Source organism: uncultured Henriciella sp. (assembly GCF_964005855.1).
GTDB lineage: Bacteria > Pseudomonadota > Alphaproteobacteria > Caulobacterales > Hyphomonadaceae > Henriciella.
In genome coordinates, this window is the sequence record NZ_CAXFSW010000001.1 from 507,460 (window position 1) to 524,533 (window position 17,074).

Below are 17,074 nucleotides of genomic sequence, written 5' to 3' on the forward strand. Positions count from 1 at the left end.
GCCGATCAGCGCGTTTCAGACAACCTCATCCCAGTCACGGCTAAGCCGGTTGGCTGCGTTGATGATGCCGACCATGGAATAGGTCTGGGGGAAGTTACCCCATAGCTCGCCTGAAGCTGTGTCGATGTCCTCCGACAGGAGCCCGAGCTTTGTGCGGTGGGCCAGGACATCCTCGAACATCGCGCGTGCTTCCTCGATCCGGCCGATGCGTGCGAGCGCGTCGATATGCCAGAAGGTGCAGGCCGTGAAGGCTGTCTGCGGCAGGCCAAAATCATCCTCCACCCGGTAGCGGTAGACGTGATAGCCGTCGCGCAGCTCCTCATCGATCCGCTCGACCGTCTTGATGAAGCGCTCATCGCTGGCCTCGATAAAGCCGATCTCCGCCATCAGCAGGACAGAGGCGTCGAGCGCGTTCTCGCCAAAGGCCCCGGTAAAGGCCTGACGCTCCTCATTCCAGGCGAGTTTCAGCACGCCCTGGCGGATCTCGTCGGCCTTGGCGTTCCAGTAGGCGGCGCGGTCCGGCTTGCCGAGCTGGGTCGCGATCCGGGCCAGCCGGTCACAGGCTGCCCAGCACATAATCGCGGACGATGTGTGAATGTGCGCCTTGCCGCGAAATTCCCAGATCCCGGCATCGGGCGTGTTCCAGACTGCATAGGCGCGCTCACCCACACCTTCGAAATGCTCGAACTCCAGCGCGCCCGCCTTGGCATGCAGGCGGTCATCGAAGAAAGCCTGGCTCGCGCCGAGGATCACATGACCATAGACATCGTGCTGGATATGCTCGGCGGCCTGATTGCCGAACCGCACGGGTCCATGGCCGCGATAGCCGGGCAGGGCACCAGCGAAACTTTCGGTGAGGTCATGCTCCAGCGCGATGCCATAGACCGGCTGGATATGGCCGCCGCGCGTATGGGCGACCGTGTTGCGCAGATAGGCGAGATAATATTCCAGCGTACCGACCGCCGAGAGCCGGTTCAGCGCCGTCACAGTGAAATAGGCGTCGCGCAGCCAGCAGAAACGGTAGTCCCAGTTGCGCTGTGAGCCTTCATGTTCGGGGATGGATGTCGTGAGCGCCGCGACAATGCCGCCGGTTTCCTCATAGACGCAGAGCTTCAGCGTAATCGCCGCACGGATGACCGCCTCCTGCCAGTCCGGCGGGGTGGCGAGACGCCGCGACCAGCTCATCCACTGGTCGGCTGTGCGCTCCAGCCATTCCAGCGCCACGACGCCGACCCGGTCCGAGAGGCTCTCATCCGGCCCGAGGACAAAGCTCGCCTCACGGTCCAGCACAAAGTCTCGCCCATCCATGACATAGGAGACCGGCGCGTCTGTGGTGATACGAAAGCCTGCATTCTCATCGAGGAATTTGATGTGATTGACGCCGCGCCGCGTCACCATGTTGTAGTCGCCGCGCTGGCTCTGGGCGAACAGCTCCACGCGGATGCGCGGCATGCCCCGAAGCGGTGTGATCCGCCGCACCATGGAGGCGGGCCGGAACATGCGGCCCCGGTCCATGAAGCGCGGGCAGTAATCGGTAATCCGGATGGCCGAGCCGTCCTCGGCTTCCAGCTCTGTCTCGATGACGGCGGTATTGCGCTGATAGCGCTGCGTGCTCTTGCAGTGGCCCTGCAGCGTGATCGCGAACTTGCCGCGCCCGCCGAGCAGACTGTTGAAGACAGGCTCGCCGTCGAAACGCGGCAGGCAGAGCCACGTACATTCGCCGTGCTCGTCGATCAGCCCTGCGACCGTGCCATTGCCGATGATGCCGAGTTCGAGATTGCTCATTTAATCCCCTGATCATTGATCCAGCTCGCGACGTCCTGCGGGCTGGAGAGACGATAGGTGGCGCGCGTCTCGCCGTCGCCCACCTTTATCGACACACCGCCCAGCCGGTTGACGACATCGAAGGCGTCTTCATCGGTCGTGTCATCACCGATCATGACAGGAATACGGTCCTTCAGCGCGTCCTGGGTGAGCAGGCTTTCGACCGCCTTGCCCTTATTGGCACTGCCGGGCTTGGCCTCAAACACCATCTTGCCCGCCTGCAGCTTGTAGCCCTTCGTGTCGGCGATACTGGCCTCGAGCCGGGCCTTCAACAAAGGGGCGATGTCCGGGTTCTGGCGGTAATGAACCGCAACGACCGGCCCCTTGGGTTCGGTCCTGACGCCCTCGAGCCCCTCCACGGCCTGATCCATCGCAGCCATGAGGCCGGCTGGGGCCTCCAGCTGTCCATCGGCTGGCGCTTCGCCCGGCGCGCAGATCTCCAGCCCATGACCGCCTGCACGCCAGAGCGAGCCCGGCACGCGGGAGGAAAGGTCGCGTATGTCGCGCCCGCTGATGATGATGATCGCGCCGCCGAGATAATCCTGAAGACGGGCCAGACTATCGGCGAGGCCATCAGGCAGGCGCACCGTGTCCGCGTCGTCCTGTATCGGGGCGAGCGTTCCGTCGAAATCCAGAAACAGGGCGTGCCTGTCGGTCAGTCGGGGCAGGTTGGCAGGGGCGTGCATCAGGCGGTGTCGACGTCCAGATCATCGAGGAATTTCTGCCGCCACCAGGAAATATCCTGCTCGACGACGGTCTTGCGCAGCTTCTGCCAGCGTTCCTGACGTTCTTCCAGAGGCATTTCAAGCGCCCGGTAGATGGTTTCAGCCACATGATAGCGGTCATGCGGATTGACGATCAGCGTATCGGCAAGCTGCTCGGCGGCGCCTGCAAACTGCGACAGGATCAGGACGCCCGGGTCGTCAGGGTCCTGCGCCATCACGAATTCCTTCGCAACGAGGTTCATCCCGTCCCGGAGCGGTGTGACCAGGCAGACCGCGGCAATGCGGTAGAGGCCTGCAAGCTCCCGCCGGTCATAGGAGCGGGCAAGATAGCGAAGCGGAATCCAGTCGAGGTCGCCATAGTCGCCATTGATGCGCCCGGCGAGCCCGTCGAGCTGTGTACGCAGGTCACGATATTCCTCCACCTTGGAGCGCGACGGCGGCGCGATCTGGGTGACCGATACGCGTCCACGTGTGGAAGGGAAATTGTCGAACATCTTGCCGACCGCTTCAAATCGCTGCGGCAGGCCCTTTGAGTAATCCATCCGGTCGACGCCGAGGACGAGCTTGCGCCCGCCAAGGAATTTGCCGATGCGCGACGCGGCCGTCTGAGCGCGCTGGCTGATCGACATTTTGGCGAAACTCTCTGCCTCGATTCCGATGGGATAGGCATTGGCCCTGATGCGTCTGCCAAAGACACTGATCCAGCCGTCGCCCTCGTCGGTTGCGTCACATGAGCGAACGAGAAATTGCACAAAGTTCGAGCGGTCATTCTCCGACTGGAAACCCAGCACGTCGAACTCGCACATCGCCCTGGCGATCTGCTCATGTTCGGGCAGGGCCCGGAAGACTTCCGGCGAGGGGAAAGGGATATGCAGGAAGAAACCGATCGGCCCGTCCCAGCCGCCTTTCCTCAGATAGTCGCCCATCAGCAGGAAGTGATAGTCATGCACCCAGACGCTGTCGCCGCTTTTGAGATGCGGGAGCACCATCTCCGCAATCCGCCTGTTGACCCTCGCATAGGCGTCGAAATCGGTATCGCCGAAATGGGCGAGATCGACCCGGTAGTGGAAGACCGGCCAGATGACCCGGTTGGCATATTGAAGATAGAAGCCCTCATGTTCGGCCTCTGTGAAGTCGGTGACGACGAATTCGACGCCCTCATCCTCGATATGGTCGGGCGGGCCGACCTCTTCGACGATATTGCCCGACCAGCCGAACCACATGCCCCCTGTGGAGGTCAGCGATTCCCAGACGGCGACGGCAAGGCCGCCGGCCCGGGCGCTGGGGTCTGCGGCGGTCCGGTTGGAAATGGCGATCAGTCGGCCCATGGAAAACCCTTCCTTCTCGAAACTGAAGATGCCGCAGGAGGAAAGCGCATCAACCCCAATCGTTCGATTTCACGTTACTTTTTGCGCAGTCGCCGCGCGCTTGCCCACTTCGCTCAGTCTTTCAGCTCCCGGTTCAGAAACGCCATGCGCGTCTTCATCAGATGTGTCTGCAGCGCCTGCCCGCGGATGCCGTGGCGCTGGCCGGGATAGGTCATGAGGTCGAAGACGATCCCCTTCTCCTGCATCTTCGCCATCAGCCGTGTGGAGTTGTCGAAGGTCACATTGTCGTCGGCCATCCCATGCATCAGGAGGAGCGGGGGAAGATCTCCGTCCAGCCGGTCCAGATGATAGAAGACCGATGACTTGTCATAGCCATCCGCATTGTCCTCGGGCGTGTCCATATAGCGCTCTGTGTAGAAGGTGTCGTAGAGCGACCAGTCCGTGACCGGCGCGCCAGACGCCGCCGCGGCGAATGTGCCTTCAGGCGCCTGCAAGATGGTCATCAGCGTCATATAGCCGCCATAGGACCAGCCCTGGATGGCAACCCTGTCTGCGTCCACGAAGGGCTGGGATTTCAGCCAGTCGACACCGCGCAGCTGGTCGCGAACTTCGGGCCCCCCGGTCTGGCGATAGATGACATCCTCGAACGCCTTGCCCCGGTTCGCCATACCGCGATTGTCGAGGCGGAAGACGATATAGCCCTGACGCGCGAGATACTGGTCCGACAGGCTTTCCCAGTCGCGATCCACCGTCTGGACGTGCGGGCCGCCATAGACTTCCACGATGGCCGGATAGGTTTTCGAAGGGTCGAAGTCTGCCGGCTTCAGGATGGAATAATAGAGGGTCTGGCCATCCTCTGCCTTCAGCGTGCCGAATTCAGGCACAGCGTGATCGGCGAGATAGGGAGAGTAGGGGTGGCCCTCATCGAGGGCGTTCTCTTCGATCCAGGCGATGAGGTCGCCCTCAGAGGTATAGAGCCCCGTCTGTGGGGGCTGGGTCGGGGAAGAGGACGTCCCCACAAAAGACTGCCCGTCGGGCGACATGCTCACCGTCCAGGACTTGCCGGCCTCTGTGATGCGCGCCGGCTCGCCGCCAGCGAGCGGCACCGAGTAGAGGTGCTGCTCCAGGGGCGTGTCCCTGTAGCCGGTAAAGTAGACGAGGCCGTTTGTGCTATCGACCGTTTTCACGCTGTCGACGGCCCAGTCGCCGCTGGTCAGAAAGCGAAGCTCGCCCCTGTCGCTGCCATCCGGAGAGATCGCGATATGGCGGTAGCCGTTTTCCTCGGTCGTCAGCAGGATGCCGTCTTCAAGGCCGACAAAGTCATTCGACAGATTGACCCATCTGTCCTGCGACTCGGCCATTGGCGTCGTGACCTCCCACGGGGCGCCGTCCGCCTGGTTATAGCGGATTTCGGTCTGGTCGCGGTTGACGGTCTGAAACCACAGGCTGTCCGAGATCCAGTTGACGCGGGCCAGGTAGGTGTCCGGCCCGACACTGGCAAGGCGTGTGTCCTCGCCGCTTTTCAGGTCGTGGACGAAGAGGTCCACAAGCGCATTCGCCGTCCCGGCACGCGGATAGCGCTGGTCGATGACGGTGGTTTTCTCGGCGGCGATATCGAAGCGCTCGATCACATCTACCGGGCTTTCATCGACCTTCGTGAAGGCAATGTGGCGCTCATCCGGGCTCCACCAGTAGCCGGTGTAGCGGCTCATTTCTTCCTGCGCCACGAATTCGGCGACGCCATAGGAGATCGCCTTGTCAGGCTCTGCATCCGGCGTGATCTGGCGTTCCTCGCCAGTTGCAAGGTCGATCACGAAGACGGCGCCATCGCGCACGAAGCTCACATAATGGCCCTTGGGGGAGACACGGGCGTCATATTCGAAGGCTTCGGTCTTGGTCAGCTGGCGGGTCTGCGGGCCGTCACCGGTGAGGGTGACGAGGTGAAGGTCGCCGCCAAGGGGAACGAGGATCGTGTCCGCCGTGCCCCAGTCATAGTCGACAATCCCCTTGCGCCCGGCGATGCGCTTTCGCTCGCGCAGCGCCTTTTCCTCTTCCGACAGCTCGACCTCTTCGGGCTCCAGCAGGGTCGAATCGACCAGCATCGACTGCTCGCCCGTCTCCACATCGAACTGCCAGAGATCGTAGCGGCTGGAATCCTCCTCGCGCGCCTTCAGGAAGGTGACGCGCTTGCCATCGGGCGCATACTTCACGCCCGTTGGCGACGGTCCGTTCAGCGAGGGTGAGGCGTAGAGACGGTCGATTGTAAGCTCTTTGGAAGGCATGGGCTCCTGCTGTGGCTGGGGCTGCGCGTTGGCGGAAAGGGCGAACAGGGTCGCGGCGGTCAGGGCGGCAAGCGTCGTCAGATTTCGCATGGCGCGACCATAGCGCCTTCTTCTGCCGTGTCAGCAGGCGGGGCGCCTCTTCTGCATATGCACGGCATGCGCGGGCGGCCGCCACACGCAAACGGCTTGACGGCGGTAATTTGGAGAGATAGTGAGCAAGCGCTTACTAACTAATGAGGTTCACATAATGTCGTTCAATCGCAAATCCGCTCTTGCTGCTGTGCTCGCCCTTGGCCTTGGCGCCTGTAGTGCCACGCTGCAGGGGACATCGGGCAGCGACTACCTCGCCCGCTATGACCGGCTGGGCTATGGGGGCGGGGCAGCCGCCGCTGGAGCGCCTGCGGCGAATGCGGATGTCGACGCCGACATTCGCCAGATCGCCAGCGTGGAGCCCCATCTCGAATTTCCCGCCCGTATCGGTCTGGCCCGTGTCGGACGGTCGGGGCTAACTGCGCTTCCGGGCGATGAAGTGCAGATCTGGCAGGCGGCCCTCGAGGGCGTCGGTGAGCAATATGGCGAGTTTGTTCCGGTCAGTCCCCTGGTCGCCTCTATGGTATCAAAGCCGGCGGCGAGGGGGACGGACCGCACGCAGGCCATCCTCGCCGATATTCGCCGCGGGGCGGCCCGCCAGCATCTGGATTATGTGCTGGTCTATGAAGTGGGCGCGTCCACACGGGACAAGGCCAATCTCCTCTCCCTCGCGGACCTGACCATTGTCGGCATGTTCGTGATCCCCACGCGCACGGTTGATGTTGAGGCGTCTGCCAGCGGCCTGCTGCTCGATGTCCGCAATGGGTATCCCTATGCGACGCTTACCGGGCATGCCCGCAAATCCTCGGTCAGCCGCGCTGTCTCCAGCCGCTCCACCCGCACCGAGCTGGCGGATACGGCCCAGGAACGGGCGGTGGCCGCCCTGGCCGATCAGGTCGCGGGCGCGCTGGATGGTCTTTATCAGATCAGTCTGCAGCGCGGGTCCGCCAAAATGGACTGACCGCCCGTGGTTTGAGCGCCTGGCCTCACCTTTCACCTTGATCTTGAGGCCCCCCAACGCCTACATCGGCGGTTTCCAAATCCCATTCCAGATCAGCGAGCGTTCTCACCCCATGGCCGGTCAACAATACGTCTACAACATGCAGGGCCTGACCAAGACCTATCCGGGCGGCAAGAAGGTGTTCGAGAACATTCATCTCTCCTTTCTGCCCGATGCCAAGATCGGCGTGGTCGGCGTCAACGGCGCGGGTAAGTCGACCCTGCTGCGCATCATGGCGGGCCAGGACACCGAGTATAATGGTGAGGCCAATCCGGCGCCGGGCGTAAAGGTCGGTTACCTGCCGCAGGAGCCGAAGCTCGACGAGAGCAAGACGGTCTTCGAGAACATCGCCTCGCAGTGCCCGGAAAAGCAGATCTTCGACAAGTTCAACGAAATCTCGATGAAGCTCGGTGAGGAATATACCGATGAGCTGATGGAAGAGATGACCGCGCTCCAGGAAGAGGTCGACCAGGCCGACGCGTGGGACATCGATTCCAAGATCGAGATGGCCATGGTCGCGCTCGGCTGCCCTGAGGGGGATGCGTCCGTGACCAACCTCTCTGGCGGTGAGATCCGCCGGGTCGCGATCTGCCAGCTGCTCCTGTCGAAGCCCGACATGATCCTGATGGACGAACCGACCAACCATCTCGATGCCGAGACTGTGGACTGGCTGCAGAACTATCTGATCCACTTCCCGGGCTGCGTGATCCTTGTCACGCACGACCGCTACTTCCTCGACAAGATTACCGACTGGATCCTCGAGCTCGATCGCGGCCGGGGCATGCCTTACAAGGGCAACTATTCCGACTGGGTCGAGCAGAAGGCCAAGCGGATGGAGCAGGAAGCGCGCGAGGACGCCGGCAAGAAGCGCACGCTCGCCAAGGAACTTGAATGGGTCCGTGCCGGCGCGAAGGCCCGTCAGGCCAAATCGAAAGCCCGTATCTCCGCCTATGAGGAACGCGCCGCAGAGGCTGAGCGCGAGAAGGTCTCGACCGCGCAGATCCGCATCCCCCCGGGGCCGCGTCTTGGCAATATCGTCATCGAAGCCGAAGACCTGCGCAAGGCATTCGGCAACAACCTCCTCATCGATGATCTCTCTTTCAAGCTGCCGCCCGGCGGCATTGTCGGCGTGATCGGTCCGAACGGGGCCGGTAAGTCCACCCTGTTCAAGATGATCATGGGCAAGGAAGAGCCCGATTCCGGGACGATCCGTGTCGGCGACACGGTGAAGCTCGGCTATGTCGACCAGAGCCGTGACCAGCTCGATGACAAGAAGAATGTCTGGGAAGAGGTTTCCGACGGGCTCGATGTCATCGATCTTGGCGGGGTCGAAGTGAACTCGCGCGCCTATGTAGGCGCCTTCAACTTCAAGGGCTCCGACCAGCAGAAGAAGGTCGGCCTGCTTTCGGGCGGTGAGCGGAACCGCGTGCATCTCGCCAAGATGCTGCGCCAGGGTGCCAACTGCCTCCTGCTGGACGAACCGACCAACGACCTTGATGTTGAGACGCTGCAGGCGCTCGAAGAAGGCCTTGATGGCTTTCCGGGCTCCGTCGTGGTCATCTCGCACGACCGCTGGTTCCTTGACCGTATGGCGACCCACATCCTGGCCTTCGAAGGCGACAGCCATGTCGAATGGTTCGAGGGGGATTTCTCGTCCTATCTGGAAGACAAGAAACGCCGCCTTGGCCCGGAAGCAGTGGAGCCGAAAAAGCTGAAATTCAAGAAGTTCCAGCGCGACTAGGGCCGGGCTGGCGAGCCGCTACATGGTGCGTCCCCTTGGGGGCGTGCACATGCACGATTTGAAAAATCCGTTCGGCCTGCCAATTCGTCCGTATGCGTCACACACGATCCCACCTCTTTCCCGCCGGCCTTGCGGCCGCCGCCTTTATTGCGCTTGCCTTCAGTGTCGCCAATGAGGCGATGCTGGTTGGTATCGACGTCACCATCAGCGACTGGGTTCAGTCTGCCCGCAGCGCGGCAACCGACTGGATGGTCGTCCTGGTTACCCTGCTGGGTGATGCGACGGCGCTGACCCTGATCGCCATTTCTGTCGTTCTTGCCCTTCTCTTGCGCCGGGCCTGGGCCGCGGCCGGGTTAAGTGCGCTCGCTTTCATTTCCACCCCGATCATCGTCAAGCTGATCAAGACCTTTATAGGCCGGGAGCGGCCGACGGCGGATCTTTATTCCGGCGTGGAGAGCTTCAGCTTCCCGTCAGGCCATATGACGAACTCCACCGTCATCTATGGCGCGCTGGCCATCTTTGCCGCCCACGCGCTCAAGGGTGTGCCGCAGAAACTGGCGGTGGGCGGCTTCGTTCTGCTGATCGCGCTGATCGGCTTCTCGCGCGTCTATCTCGGCGCGCACTGGCCAAGTGATGTGATCGGGGCGGTCCTGCTCGCCAGCATGATGCTGTTTCTTGTGGCCTGGGGATTTGATCAGCTGCCGGGAGAAGGGCGGTGCGCGCGGTCGTTCGCTCTGGTCATGATCGTGATGGCCGCGATCTGGGGCGTCTATGGCTTTGTGACGCTGGAGGTCGCCCTCGACATGTACGCGCTCGATGTCACACCGCAGGGCACGATCGAGGTGGAGCCAGTCACGCCATAAACTCAAGGTTTATGGTTCTTGCAATAAAATTACTTCAGGGTAATACTATCTAAAGAGGTTGTATTTATCGCATAGATTGAGGGTGGACTGAAACGCTGAGTGAGGTGCCGGAATTTGGGGGGCGCCCACGGAGAAAAAGATGTCTAAGGCCGTCAACCGGCTCATGCGCAGAACCCCTGTGCCGCCGCCTCTTATTCGTACGCCCGAGACCAAGGACTCCCTTGTCGAACGTCCAGGTGTGCTGCCACCGCCTTCTCCGGCCAAGGAGGGGCATGTCGAGGCGCAGCGCGAAGCCGACAGGCTGAAAGCCCTGCAAGACCTCAATATTCTCGATACGCCGAACGAGCCTTTCTTCGACAACATCGTTGAACTGATGCGCCGGATGTTCAGCGTCGATATGGCGATCATCGCGCTCGTTGACGGTCACCGCAGCTGGCCGAAGGCGTCGGCCGGGCTTGGCGGTATCGAGGTTGCCCGCAAGGACGCCTTTTCCCACAAGGTGGTTGAAACCGGAAAAATGCTGCATGTGCCGGACGCGCTTACGGACCGTCATTTCAGCACCCACCCCCTGGTCCGCGGCGAGGATGGCGTCCGCTTCTATTTCGGCCTTCCTGTACGCAGCGCGGACGGACAGATCGTGGGGACGCTGGCCGTTCTTGACCGCACGCCCCGGCATGTCCAGCCCCACCAGATCGACGCGCTCAAGAACATGGCGCGCGTCCTGACCGACCATCTTGCCCTGCGAAAGCTGGCCGTCTCCGACGGGCTGACGGGGGTTCTTACGAGGCGGGCATTCGAGACCGAAGGCCAGCGCCTCGCCGCGCTCTGCTCGCGTCATCGTCACGCCCTGTCGCTCATCTGTTTCGACCTCGACCACTTCAAGGCCATCAATGATACATATGGCCACCAGGCAGGGGACAAGGTTCTGACCGAGGTGGCTGCGGCCTGCCAGTCGCTGCTTCGCGAAAGCGACCTGTTCGGACGTGTGGGGGGTGAGGAATTTGGGGTCCTGCTTCCCGAAACGAGCCGCCGCGGCGCCCTTCTGGTGGCGGAAAAAATACGCCGGGCGGTCTCAGAGCTGAGATTCACCTTTGAGGGCAAGGTCGTCGGCGTGACGGCAAGCTTCGGCGTGGCCCGTGACCGTAATCGCCGCCACGATCTCTCCAAGCTGATGGGCTGGGCGGATGCGGCGATGTACCGGGCCAAGAAGCGCGGGCGCAATTGCTGTGTGGCGCTTGGCGTTTCAAGCGATCCGGATGCCGGGCGCCGCCGGCGTGTCCTGAAAGCCGGCCAGGTGGTCTTTGCCCACAATTCCGCGGCCATCGACTGTACGGTGCGCTCACTGGGCGCGGATGGCGCGGGGGTCGACATGACCAGCACGACGGATGTGCCAGACCGATTCCAGCTTGTTATCCGCTCCGATGGCCTTGATGCGCGGTGCAGGGTAACGTCGCGCACGCCAACGCATCTTGAGGTCGACTTCAAATAGCCGGGGGCTGGGGCGGCAAGCGATGTTACCCGCCACTGAAGGAAATGACAGCTGTTGTAAGCTCCTCCTAACCATGGTCCCATAGTATAGCGATCCCAAAGGAAATTGCGGCGCCAAGCGACCATTCTGCTCTGGCGGCCGGAAGGAGATCCATGGCAAGCGCATCAGCCGACCTGACGCCGGCAAGCGGGGAGATAGACCCGGTCTTCGATCCAAGGCGGTTGGAAACGGTTGCCTGTCTCGACATGCTGGATACGCCGCCTGAGGCGTCGTTTGACCGGATTGCGGGGCTCGTCTGCCGGGTTTTTGGGGTTGAAGCGGCCATGGTCTCGCTCATCGACGCGCACCGGCAGTGGCACAAGGCAGCCCAGGGGACAGAGCGCCTCAGCGTTCCGCTGAGCGACACGTTTTGCCGCAAGACGCTGATGTTTGACAGGCCGCTGGTCGTCGAGGACGCCACACGCGACCCGCGCTTTGCGTCCAATCCCCATGTGACCGGCGCCCCGCATCTACGCTTCTATGCAGGCGTGCCGCTCAAGATGGAAAACGGCTTCGCGGTTGGCACGCTTTGCGCCATCGATTCGCGCCCACGCCGTTTTTCTGAAGAAGATCTGCAGACGTTGAGCGATTTTGCAGATCTTGCAGTCGATTATATGGAGCTGCGTGAGCAGGCCATGACTGATACCCTCACCGGCGCCTTCTCGCGGCGCGCTTTCCGGGAGGAAGCCCGACGGGCCGTTGCGCTTGCTGTCCGGCACAGCCAGAATCTCTCCGTTATCTGCTTCGACCTCGACCATTTCAAATCGGTCAATGACACCTATGGGCACCCCGCCGGCGATGAGGTGCTGAGCCGCGTCGGCGAAACGGTGAGGACGCATATGCGCGAGAGCGACCTCTTTGCGAGACTCGGCGGTGAGGAATTTGCCGTCCTGCTGCCGCAGACAGCGCTCAAGGGTGCAGCCGACGTTGCAGAAAAGCTGCGCAAGGACATTTCGAACCTGCGCTTTGACTTCGGCGGCCATACAATCGGGGTGACCTGCAGCATGGGGGTTGCCGGATTGGAGCCGGGAACGCGCGATATCGAGACGCTGCTGACCTGCGCCGATACGGCGCTCTATCAGGCCAAGAGTGACGGGCGCGACAGGGTGGTGGTCGGCAACGGAGGAGAGGCCGCTACCAAGGCGCTGCGCCGACGTGTGCTTAAGGCAGGGAAGATCGATTTCCAGGGTGACGGGGCTCCGATAGCCTGTTCGGTCCGCACGCTCGGTCCGGCAGGGGCAGGGCTCAACATGATCTCGACGACGGATGTGCCAGACCGGTTCCAGCTTGTTATCCGCTCCGATGGCCTTGATGCGCGGTGCAGGGTGACGTCCCGCACGCCAACGCATCTTGAGGTGGACTTCAAATAGTCAGTCGCCGCGCCGGAAAGGCGAGGAGACGATGAGGCGCCGGGCCGGTTCCTCTTCCGACCTGGCGGGCGCGGCGCCAGCCAGTTCGTCATCGCCTTCGGGCAGGAAGCTCTCGCTGCGGGCATAGATAGAGGCCGATGGCGCGGGCGCGGCTGCGGCGACCTCATCGCGGGGCACGATTTCAAAGCCGAGCCAGCCGAGCAGATAGTAGAAGCCGACGCCGGTAATGATGGCAGTGACCACGATCCGGATGATGAATTTGAGGACCGCGCCTGAAAACGCCGTCACCACGAGTGCGGCGATCACGCCGCCGCCAAGACCGGCCCCGGAGGCCACGGCGGCAAGGTCGAAAAGTTCGTTGAACCAGTCCATCCGGTGTCTCCTGCGCTGGAGGGTTGGTAAAGAGCGCGCGCTATTTCGCGTCCGCCGTTTCCAGATTGTTGAGCTCGAAACGCACCCCGCCAATGATGACCCCGTCACCATCGGTGGCGAGGTCCAGCCTGTCGGCCCGTTCCAGGGCCTTCATGGCGTTGTTCACGGAGATGCAGAAGGTGGAGAGAGCTTCATGGGAACCCTCTTCGAAGACGATGCGGCCTTCGCCTTCAAGCTGGATGACGGTCTGGCCCTTGCTGGTGGAGGCGGGCTGGCCGAGCGCTGCCGACCAGCGGGCCGCCAGGGCGCGCGGGTCGGGCGCGGAAAAGATTGCGCCGCCGAGATGCCCGTCTATGGCGTGTTTCTTCCACTTCGGCCCGGCCCAGCGCCAGCTGTCCCAGGGGTGGGCTTCATCCAGCGACAGGATGGCCGCGCCGACATCGGCCGGGTGGACATGGCTGGCGGCGATATCGTCTAGGTCGATATTCCAGACCCGCCGGATGCCGGCATTGTCGAGGCGGGCGCGCGCGCCCTCAAGATCCTCGGTCTGGAAGATCGCCATATAGCCGCCCTCGCCATGCTTATCGAGGAAGCGGCGGACGGGCGCGTCCGGCGTGACCGGCGCGACAACTTCTATGAATTGATCGCCCATGGCGAAGACGGCGTTTTCGAGGCCGAATTCCTTGACGCCGGGATCGGCGAACGGCTTGCCGAGGCCGAGGACCGTGCGGAGACGGTCGGCCGTGGCAAGGCTTTCTGCGGCAATAACGAGCTGGCGAAGGCGCATCCGTGTCATGCCCGATGGGGTAACACAGGTCCCGGTGACTAAGCCACTTCTTTCATGATGCCCGGCGGCGGGCGCGAGCGGAGCTCATGGTTGAGATCGAGCAGGACGGCTTTCAGCCAGTCGGGTGTATCGAGCGATCTAAGGCCCGGCGGCCAGCCGGGGCGAAGTGGTGTGATCCGGCGGTCAGAGGCAGGCGCGGCGAGCGTGCGCGCGATGCGCCGGGCGAGCCGTCTGGCCGAGCGGTCCGGGGCGTCCAGGACGCGCTGAAGCGCCTCGATCCGGCCGGTGAGCGTGTCGGCGGTCGCGGGCGCTGGAGCGGCAGCGGGAGATAGAGAGGGGGCATCGAGGTCGAGGATGCGCGGGGCGGCGCGAAAGCGGCCGCGGCCTTTTGATAGGCCGAAACAGGCGGCAAATGTCGGCACCGGCTCAAACAGGCAGAAGCTGCAGGCCGCCTTGTGGGCCGGGCGGGGCGAGGCCGCGCGTGCCGGAGAGGCGCTCAATGCCTGAAGGTCGCCGGCATCGATCTCCTCTGCGAGACGCATGATGATACGCCGGGCGAGCGCTTCGGCGGGACGCAGCAGGCGAAAGGCCTGAAGGCGAAGCCCGCGGTCCCCCGTCGCCCCTGCCTGCGCCGCGAGCTTTGCCAGCCGGGCGACAAGCGCCACAAGGCGCGGCCAGACGCGGGCGATCAGAGGGGAAAGGGCCGTTACAGGGTCGCTCATGGTGCAGCGACAGTACACGGCAGGTGCAGGTGTAGGATAAAAGCCTTCCCCGACGGTGAGGGGGGAAGGCCTTTCAGGCGGCGTCTATTTACGCTGGTCGAAGACGTTCTGCACACCGGTTTTCACCGACGGGTTAGACGCATTCGTCTTCGGCTTTTCCTTCTTGGGCTTACGGATTTCGCGGTTCGATTTCTGTTGTTTCGACATGGGGATGGTCACTTCTCAAGTATCGCAGCCAGCGATGCGGTTTGCCCCTGTAGGCCGGCGACCGGAATGGTCGATCAGGCAGGGGCAGCGCCAGAAAGGCTTTGCGGATTTTAGTGTGACGTGGGCCGCAAAAGGCGTACCGGATATATCGTGCGCCCTGCGGTGAAATACAATGGGCAAGTGCGCCGGCAGCATGACGGCGGACGCAAGTAAAAACCCCTCTCCCGGCTGGCCGGAAGAGGGGCTTTTATCCATCTCAACGGGGCAGGGCCTATTTGCGCGAGCGGTCCTGCTCTTTCGAAATGCCCGGCTTCTTCTGCGGCGAAGCGGCGCTGGGCTTGCCGGCCTGGGGCTTGCTCGGCTGGTTCTTTTTCTGTTCGGCCATGATGTTCACTCACTTTCCTCAAACTGCCTGCCGGCGCTGGTCTGAGCACCGGGGAAACAGGCAGAAGGCTTGCCTTCCGGAGACCGCGGGGACGTCATGTCGAGGCGGGCAGAGGCACGCGGGGGCTCGCCAGGCGAGAGCGAATTGCCTGTGCGCCGCGCCCTTCAAATATCTGCCTGGTGTGCCCGGCGCGCAAGAGGTGCGCGGGCCGTGCGCGAATGAAATTTACGACAGGTTGTGCGAGAGGCCTCGCGCCGCCCGCCGGGATGCAAAGCCGTTGGGAGGCGGATGGACAGACGGCGAGCAGCGCCGCAGGATGGGGCGGGCGTTGAAAGAAATGGAGACGAGAGGATGATGAAGACATTTGGACGGATGTCCGCCGTGCTGGGGCTGGGTCTGTTGCCGCTGGCCGCCTGCGGGACGCAGGAAGACATGGCCGCGCCGGAACTGGCCGCACCGCCGACCGAAGACGCCGCTTCCCCCATCCCTGCGAGCGAGCTTGTGGGGCAGGGCGAAGCGATGGCCGAAACGCTCTGCGCGGGCTGCCATGCCATCGGCCTGACCGGGGAAAGTCCCGAGCCAGAAGCGATGCCGTTCAGGCAGATTTCCTGGCACTATCCAGTTGAGGCGCTGGCCGAACCGCTGGCCGAGGGCATCATGGTCGCCCATCCAAAGATGCCGCAATGGGAGTTCGAGCCCGAACAGATCGACGCGCTGCTCGCCTATCTGGAAACGGTACAGGTGCCCGAAGAGGGATGAGGGGCTGCCTCCTGGGGCGGGGTCACAGGCGACCTCACCGCAGATACCTGCGTCCTTCGACAGGCTCAGGATGAGGGCAGGTATCCATGATGGTCGTTTTCAGTGTTGCGCTAGATGCGATGGCCCACCATGGACCCCTGTTTTCACAGGGGTCTTCGGGAGGGTGGGTTTTCGGGCCAAGGGGAAGCACCGGCCGGCCGGTTCAGCCCTGCAGCCCCAGTCGATTTGCGTTGACGCGATCAAGGCTGCCCCTCCATGGTGGTGGAAAATCGATGACGGAGGAAAGCGAAGATGTCGAAAACCGGAGGATGCCTTTGCGGCAAGGTGCGCTACGCGATCGAGGGCGAGCCGATGTTTACCGCGCTCTGCCACTGCACCAATTGCCAGAAGCAGGGCGGGGCGGCGTTTTCGGTCAATGTCCTCGTCAAGGAAGCGCAACTCACCATTGAGGGCGACCTGAAAACCTTTGAGGACAAGGGCGACAGCGGCAACAAGGTGTGGCGGAAGTTCTGCGACACGTGCGGGTCACCGATCATTTCAGAGCTTGCGGCCTCACCCGGCATGATCGCCATCAAGGCCGGCACACTGGATGATGCGTCCGGCCTCAAACCCGCCGCGCAGGTCTATTGCGACAGCAAGCAGGACTGGGTGGTCCTGCCGGAGAGTATTCCGGGCTTTGCGAAGAATGCGCCGTCAGCCTGATCCAGGGGGACGATGTCATGACCAATCATGTGACCGGCAAATCCATCATCATCACGGGCGCAGGCGGCGGGTTTGGCAAGCATCGAGTGTGACGCGGGAGGAAAGGCTCGCGTCTCATGCACCACCCTGTCCGCAGATACCTGCGCAGGCAGGTATCCATAATGGTCCTTTTCAGCGTCACGCCATGTTGATGTCGTCCACCATGGACCCCTGTTTTCACAGGGGTCTTCGGAGAGGGTGGGTTTTGAGTGAGATGTGAGTGAGGTGCCCGGCCTGTTGCAGGCCCTCAAGGCCGGGCGGCTGGCGCCGTGCCTTCGGCAGCCTTGACCGCCTGAAACAGGCCGGGCGAGGGCTGGCTGTGGCCGAATGGCAGAGGATGTTAGGCTGGC

The 17,074-nt window shown here is 62.8% G+C and carries 15 protein-coding genes; 7 read left to right on the top strand and 8 right to left on the bottom strand.

Annotated elements, in window-relative coordinates; translation table 11 throughout:
- Nucleotides 1-15: 15 nt before the first annotated feature.
- The 4 genes from ABNU55_RS02445 to ABNU55_RS02460 form a co-directional block, all read right to left on the bottom strand.
- Nucleotides 16-1,785 (bottom strand): glycoside hydrolase family 15 protein, encoded by a 1,770-nt coding sequence (locus ABNU55_RS02445; protein ID WP_290753321.1) that lies wholly within the window; start codon nt 1,783-1,785, stop codon nt 16-18.
- Nucleotides 1,782-2,510, bottom strand: a complete 729-nt coding sequence (gene otsB / locus ABNU55_RS02450; protein WP_290753320.1) for a trehalose-phosphatase — start codon at nt 2,508-2,510, stop codon at nt 1,782-1,784. The genes ABNU55_RS02445 and otsB overlap by 4 nt, the downstream gene beginning before the upstream one ends.
- Complete coding sequence (locus ABNU55_RS02455; protein ID WP_290753318.1) at nt 2,510-3,877, bottom strand: trehalose-6-phosphate synthase; 1,368 nt, start codon at nt 3,875-3,877, stop codon at nt 2,510-2,512. Before ABNU55_RS02455 ends, otsB begins: the two co-directional genes overlap by 1 nt.
- Nucleotides 3,878-3,990: 113 nt before the next feature.
- Nucleotides 3,991-6,249, bottom strand: coding sequence for a DPP IV N-terminal domain-containing protein (locus ABNU55_RS02460; protein ID WP_290753316.1), 2,259 nt, complete (start codon nt 6,247-6,249; stop codon nt 3,991-3,993).
- A gap of 157 nt (nt 6,250-6,406) precedes the next feature.
- On the opposite strand from ABNU55_RS02460, the gene ABNU55_RS02465 reads away from it, so the two are divergent.
- The 5 genes from ABNU55_RS02465 to ABNU55_RS02485 all read left to right on the top strand — a co-directional run bounded on the left by ABNU55_RS02465 (nt 6,407) and on the right by ABNU55_RS02485 (nt 12,751).
- Nucleotides 6,407-7,210, top strand: a complete 804-nt coding sequence (locus ABNU55_RS02465) for a hypothetical protein (RefSeq protein WP_290753314.1) — start codon at nt 6,407-6,409, stop codon at nt 7,208-7,210.
- Between the two features lie 112 nt (nt 7,211-7,322).
- Nucleotides 7,323-8,990, top strand: a complete 1,668-nt coding sequence (gene ettA, locus ABNU55_RS02470; RefSeq protein WP_290753313.1) for an energy-dependent translational throttle protein EttA — start codon at nt 7,323-7,325, stop codon at nt 8,988-8,990.
- A 92-nt stretch (nt 8,991-9,082) separates the two neighbouring features.
- The gene (locus tag ABNU55_RS02475) at nt 9,083-9,853 is read left to right on the top strand and encodes a phosphatase PAP2 family protein (protein ID WP_290753311.1); all 771 of its coding nucleotides are present in this window, start codon (nt 9,083-9,085) and stop codon (nt 9,851-9,853) included.
- A 139-nt stretch (nt 9,854-9,992) separates the two neighbouring features.
- On the top strand, nt 9,993-11,342 hold the full coding sequence (locus ABNU55_RS02480) for a sensor domain-containing diguanylate cyclase (RefSeq protein ID WP_348764209.1): 1,350 nt from the start codon (nt 9,993-9,995) through the stop codon (nt 11,340-11,342).
- Between the two features lie 152 nt (nt 11,343-11,494).
- The gene (locus ABNU55_RS02485) at nt 11,495-12,751 is read left to right on the top strand and encodes a sensor domain-containing diguanylate cyclase (protein WP_290753307.1); all 1,257 of its coding nucleotides are present in this window, start codon (nt 11,495-11,497) and stop codon (nt 12,749-12,751) included.
- Here the strand turns inward: ABNU55_RS02485 and ABNU55_RS02490 are convergent, their stop codons facing one another.
- The 4 genes from ABNU55_RS02490 to ABNU55_RS02505 form a co-directional block, all read right to left on the bottom strand.
- Entirely contained in the window at nt 12,752-13,123 is a 372-nt protein-coding gene (locus tag ABNU55_RS02490; RefSeq protein WP_290753306.1) for a hypothetical protein, read from the bottom strand. It abuts the gene before it with no gap.
- 40 nt (nt 13,124-13,163) lie between these two features.
- Nucleotides 13,164-13,910, bottom strand: coding sequence for a VOC family protein (locus ABNU55_RS02495; protein WP_290753303.1), 747 nt, complete (start codon nt 13,908-13,910; stop codon nt 13,164-13,166).
- Between the two features lie 38 nt (nt 13,911-13,948).
- The gene (locus tag ABNU55_RS02500) at nt 13,949-14,632 is read right to left on the bottom strand and encodes a hypothetical protein (RefSeq protein WP_290753300.1); all 684 of its coding nucleotides are present in this window, start codon (nt 14,630-14,632) and stop codon (nt 13,949-13,951) included.
- Nucleotides 14,633-14,716: 84 nt separating this feature from the next.
- Complete coding sequence (locus ABNU55_RS02505; RefSeq protein ID WP_290753298.1) at nt 14,717-14,839, bottom strand: hypothetical protein; 123 nt, start codon at nt 14,837-14,839, stop codon at nt 14,717-14,719.
- Between the two features lie 736 nt (nt 14,840-15,575).
- Here ABNU55_RS02505 and ABNU55_RS02510 point away from each other — a divergent pair.
- Together ABNU55_RS02510 and ABNU55_RS02515 are read left to right on the top strand one after the other, a co-directional pair.
- Nucleotides 15,576-15,983: a c-type cytochrome gene (locus tag ABNU55_RS02510; protein ID WP_290753296.1), complete on the top strand. Its 408-nt coding sequence runs from the start codon at nt 15,576-15,578 to the stop codon at nt 15,981-15,983.
- A gap of 291 nt (nt 15,984-16,274) precedes the next feature.
- On the top strand, nt 16,275-16,685 hold the full coding sequence (locus ABNU55_RS02515) for a GFA family protein (protein ID WP_290753293.1): 411 nt from the start codon (nt 16,275-16,277) through the stop codon (nt 16,683-16,685).
- Nucleotides 16,686-17,074 lie beyond the last annotated feature (389 nt).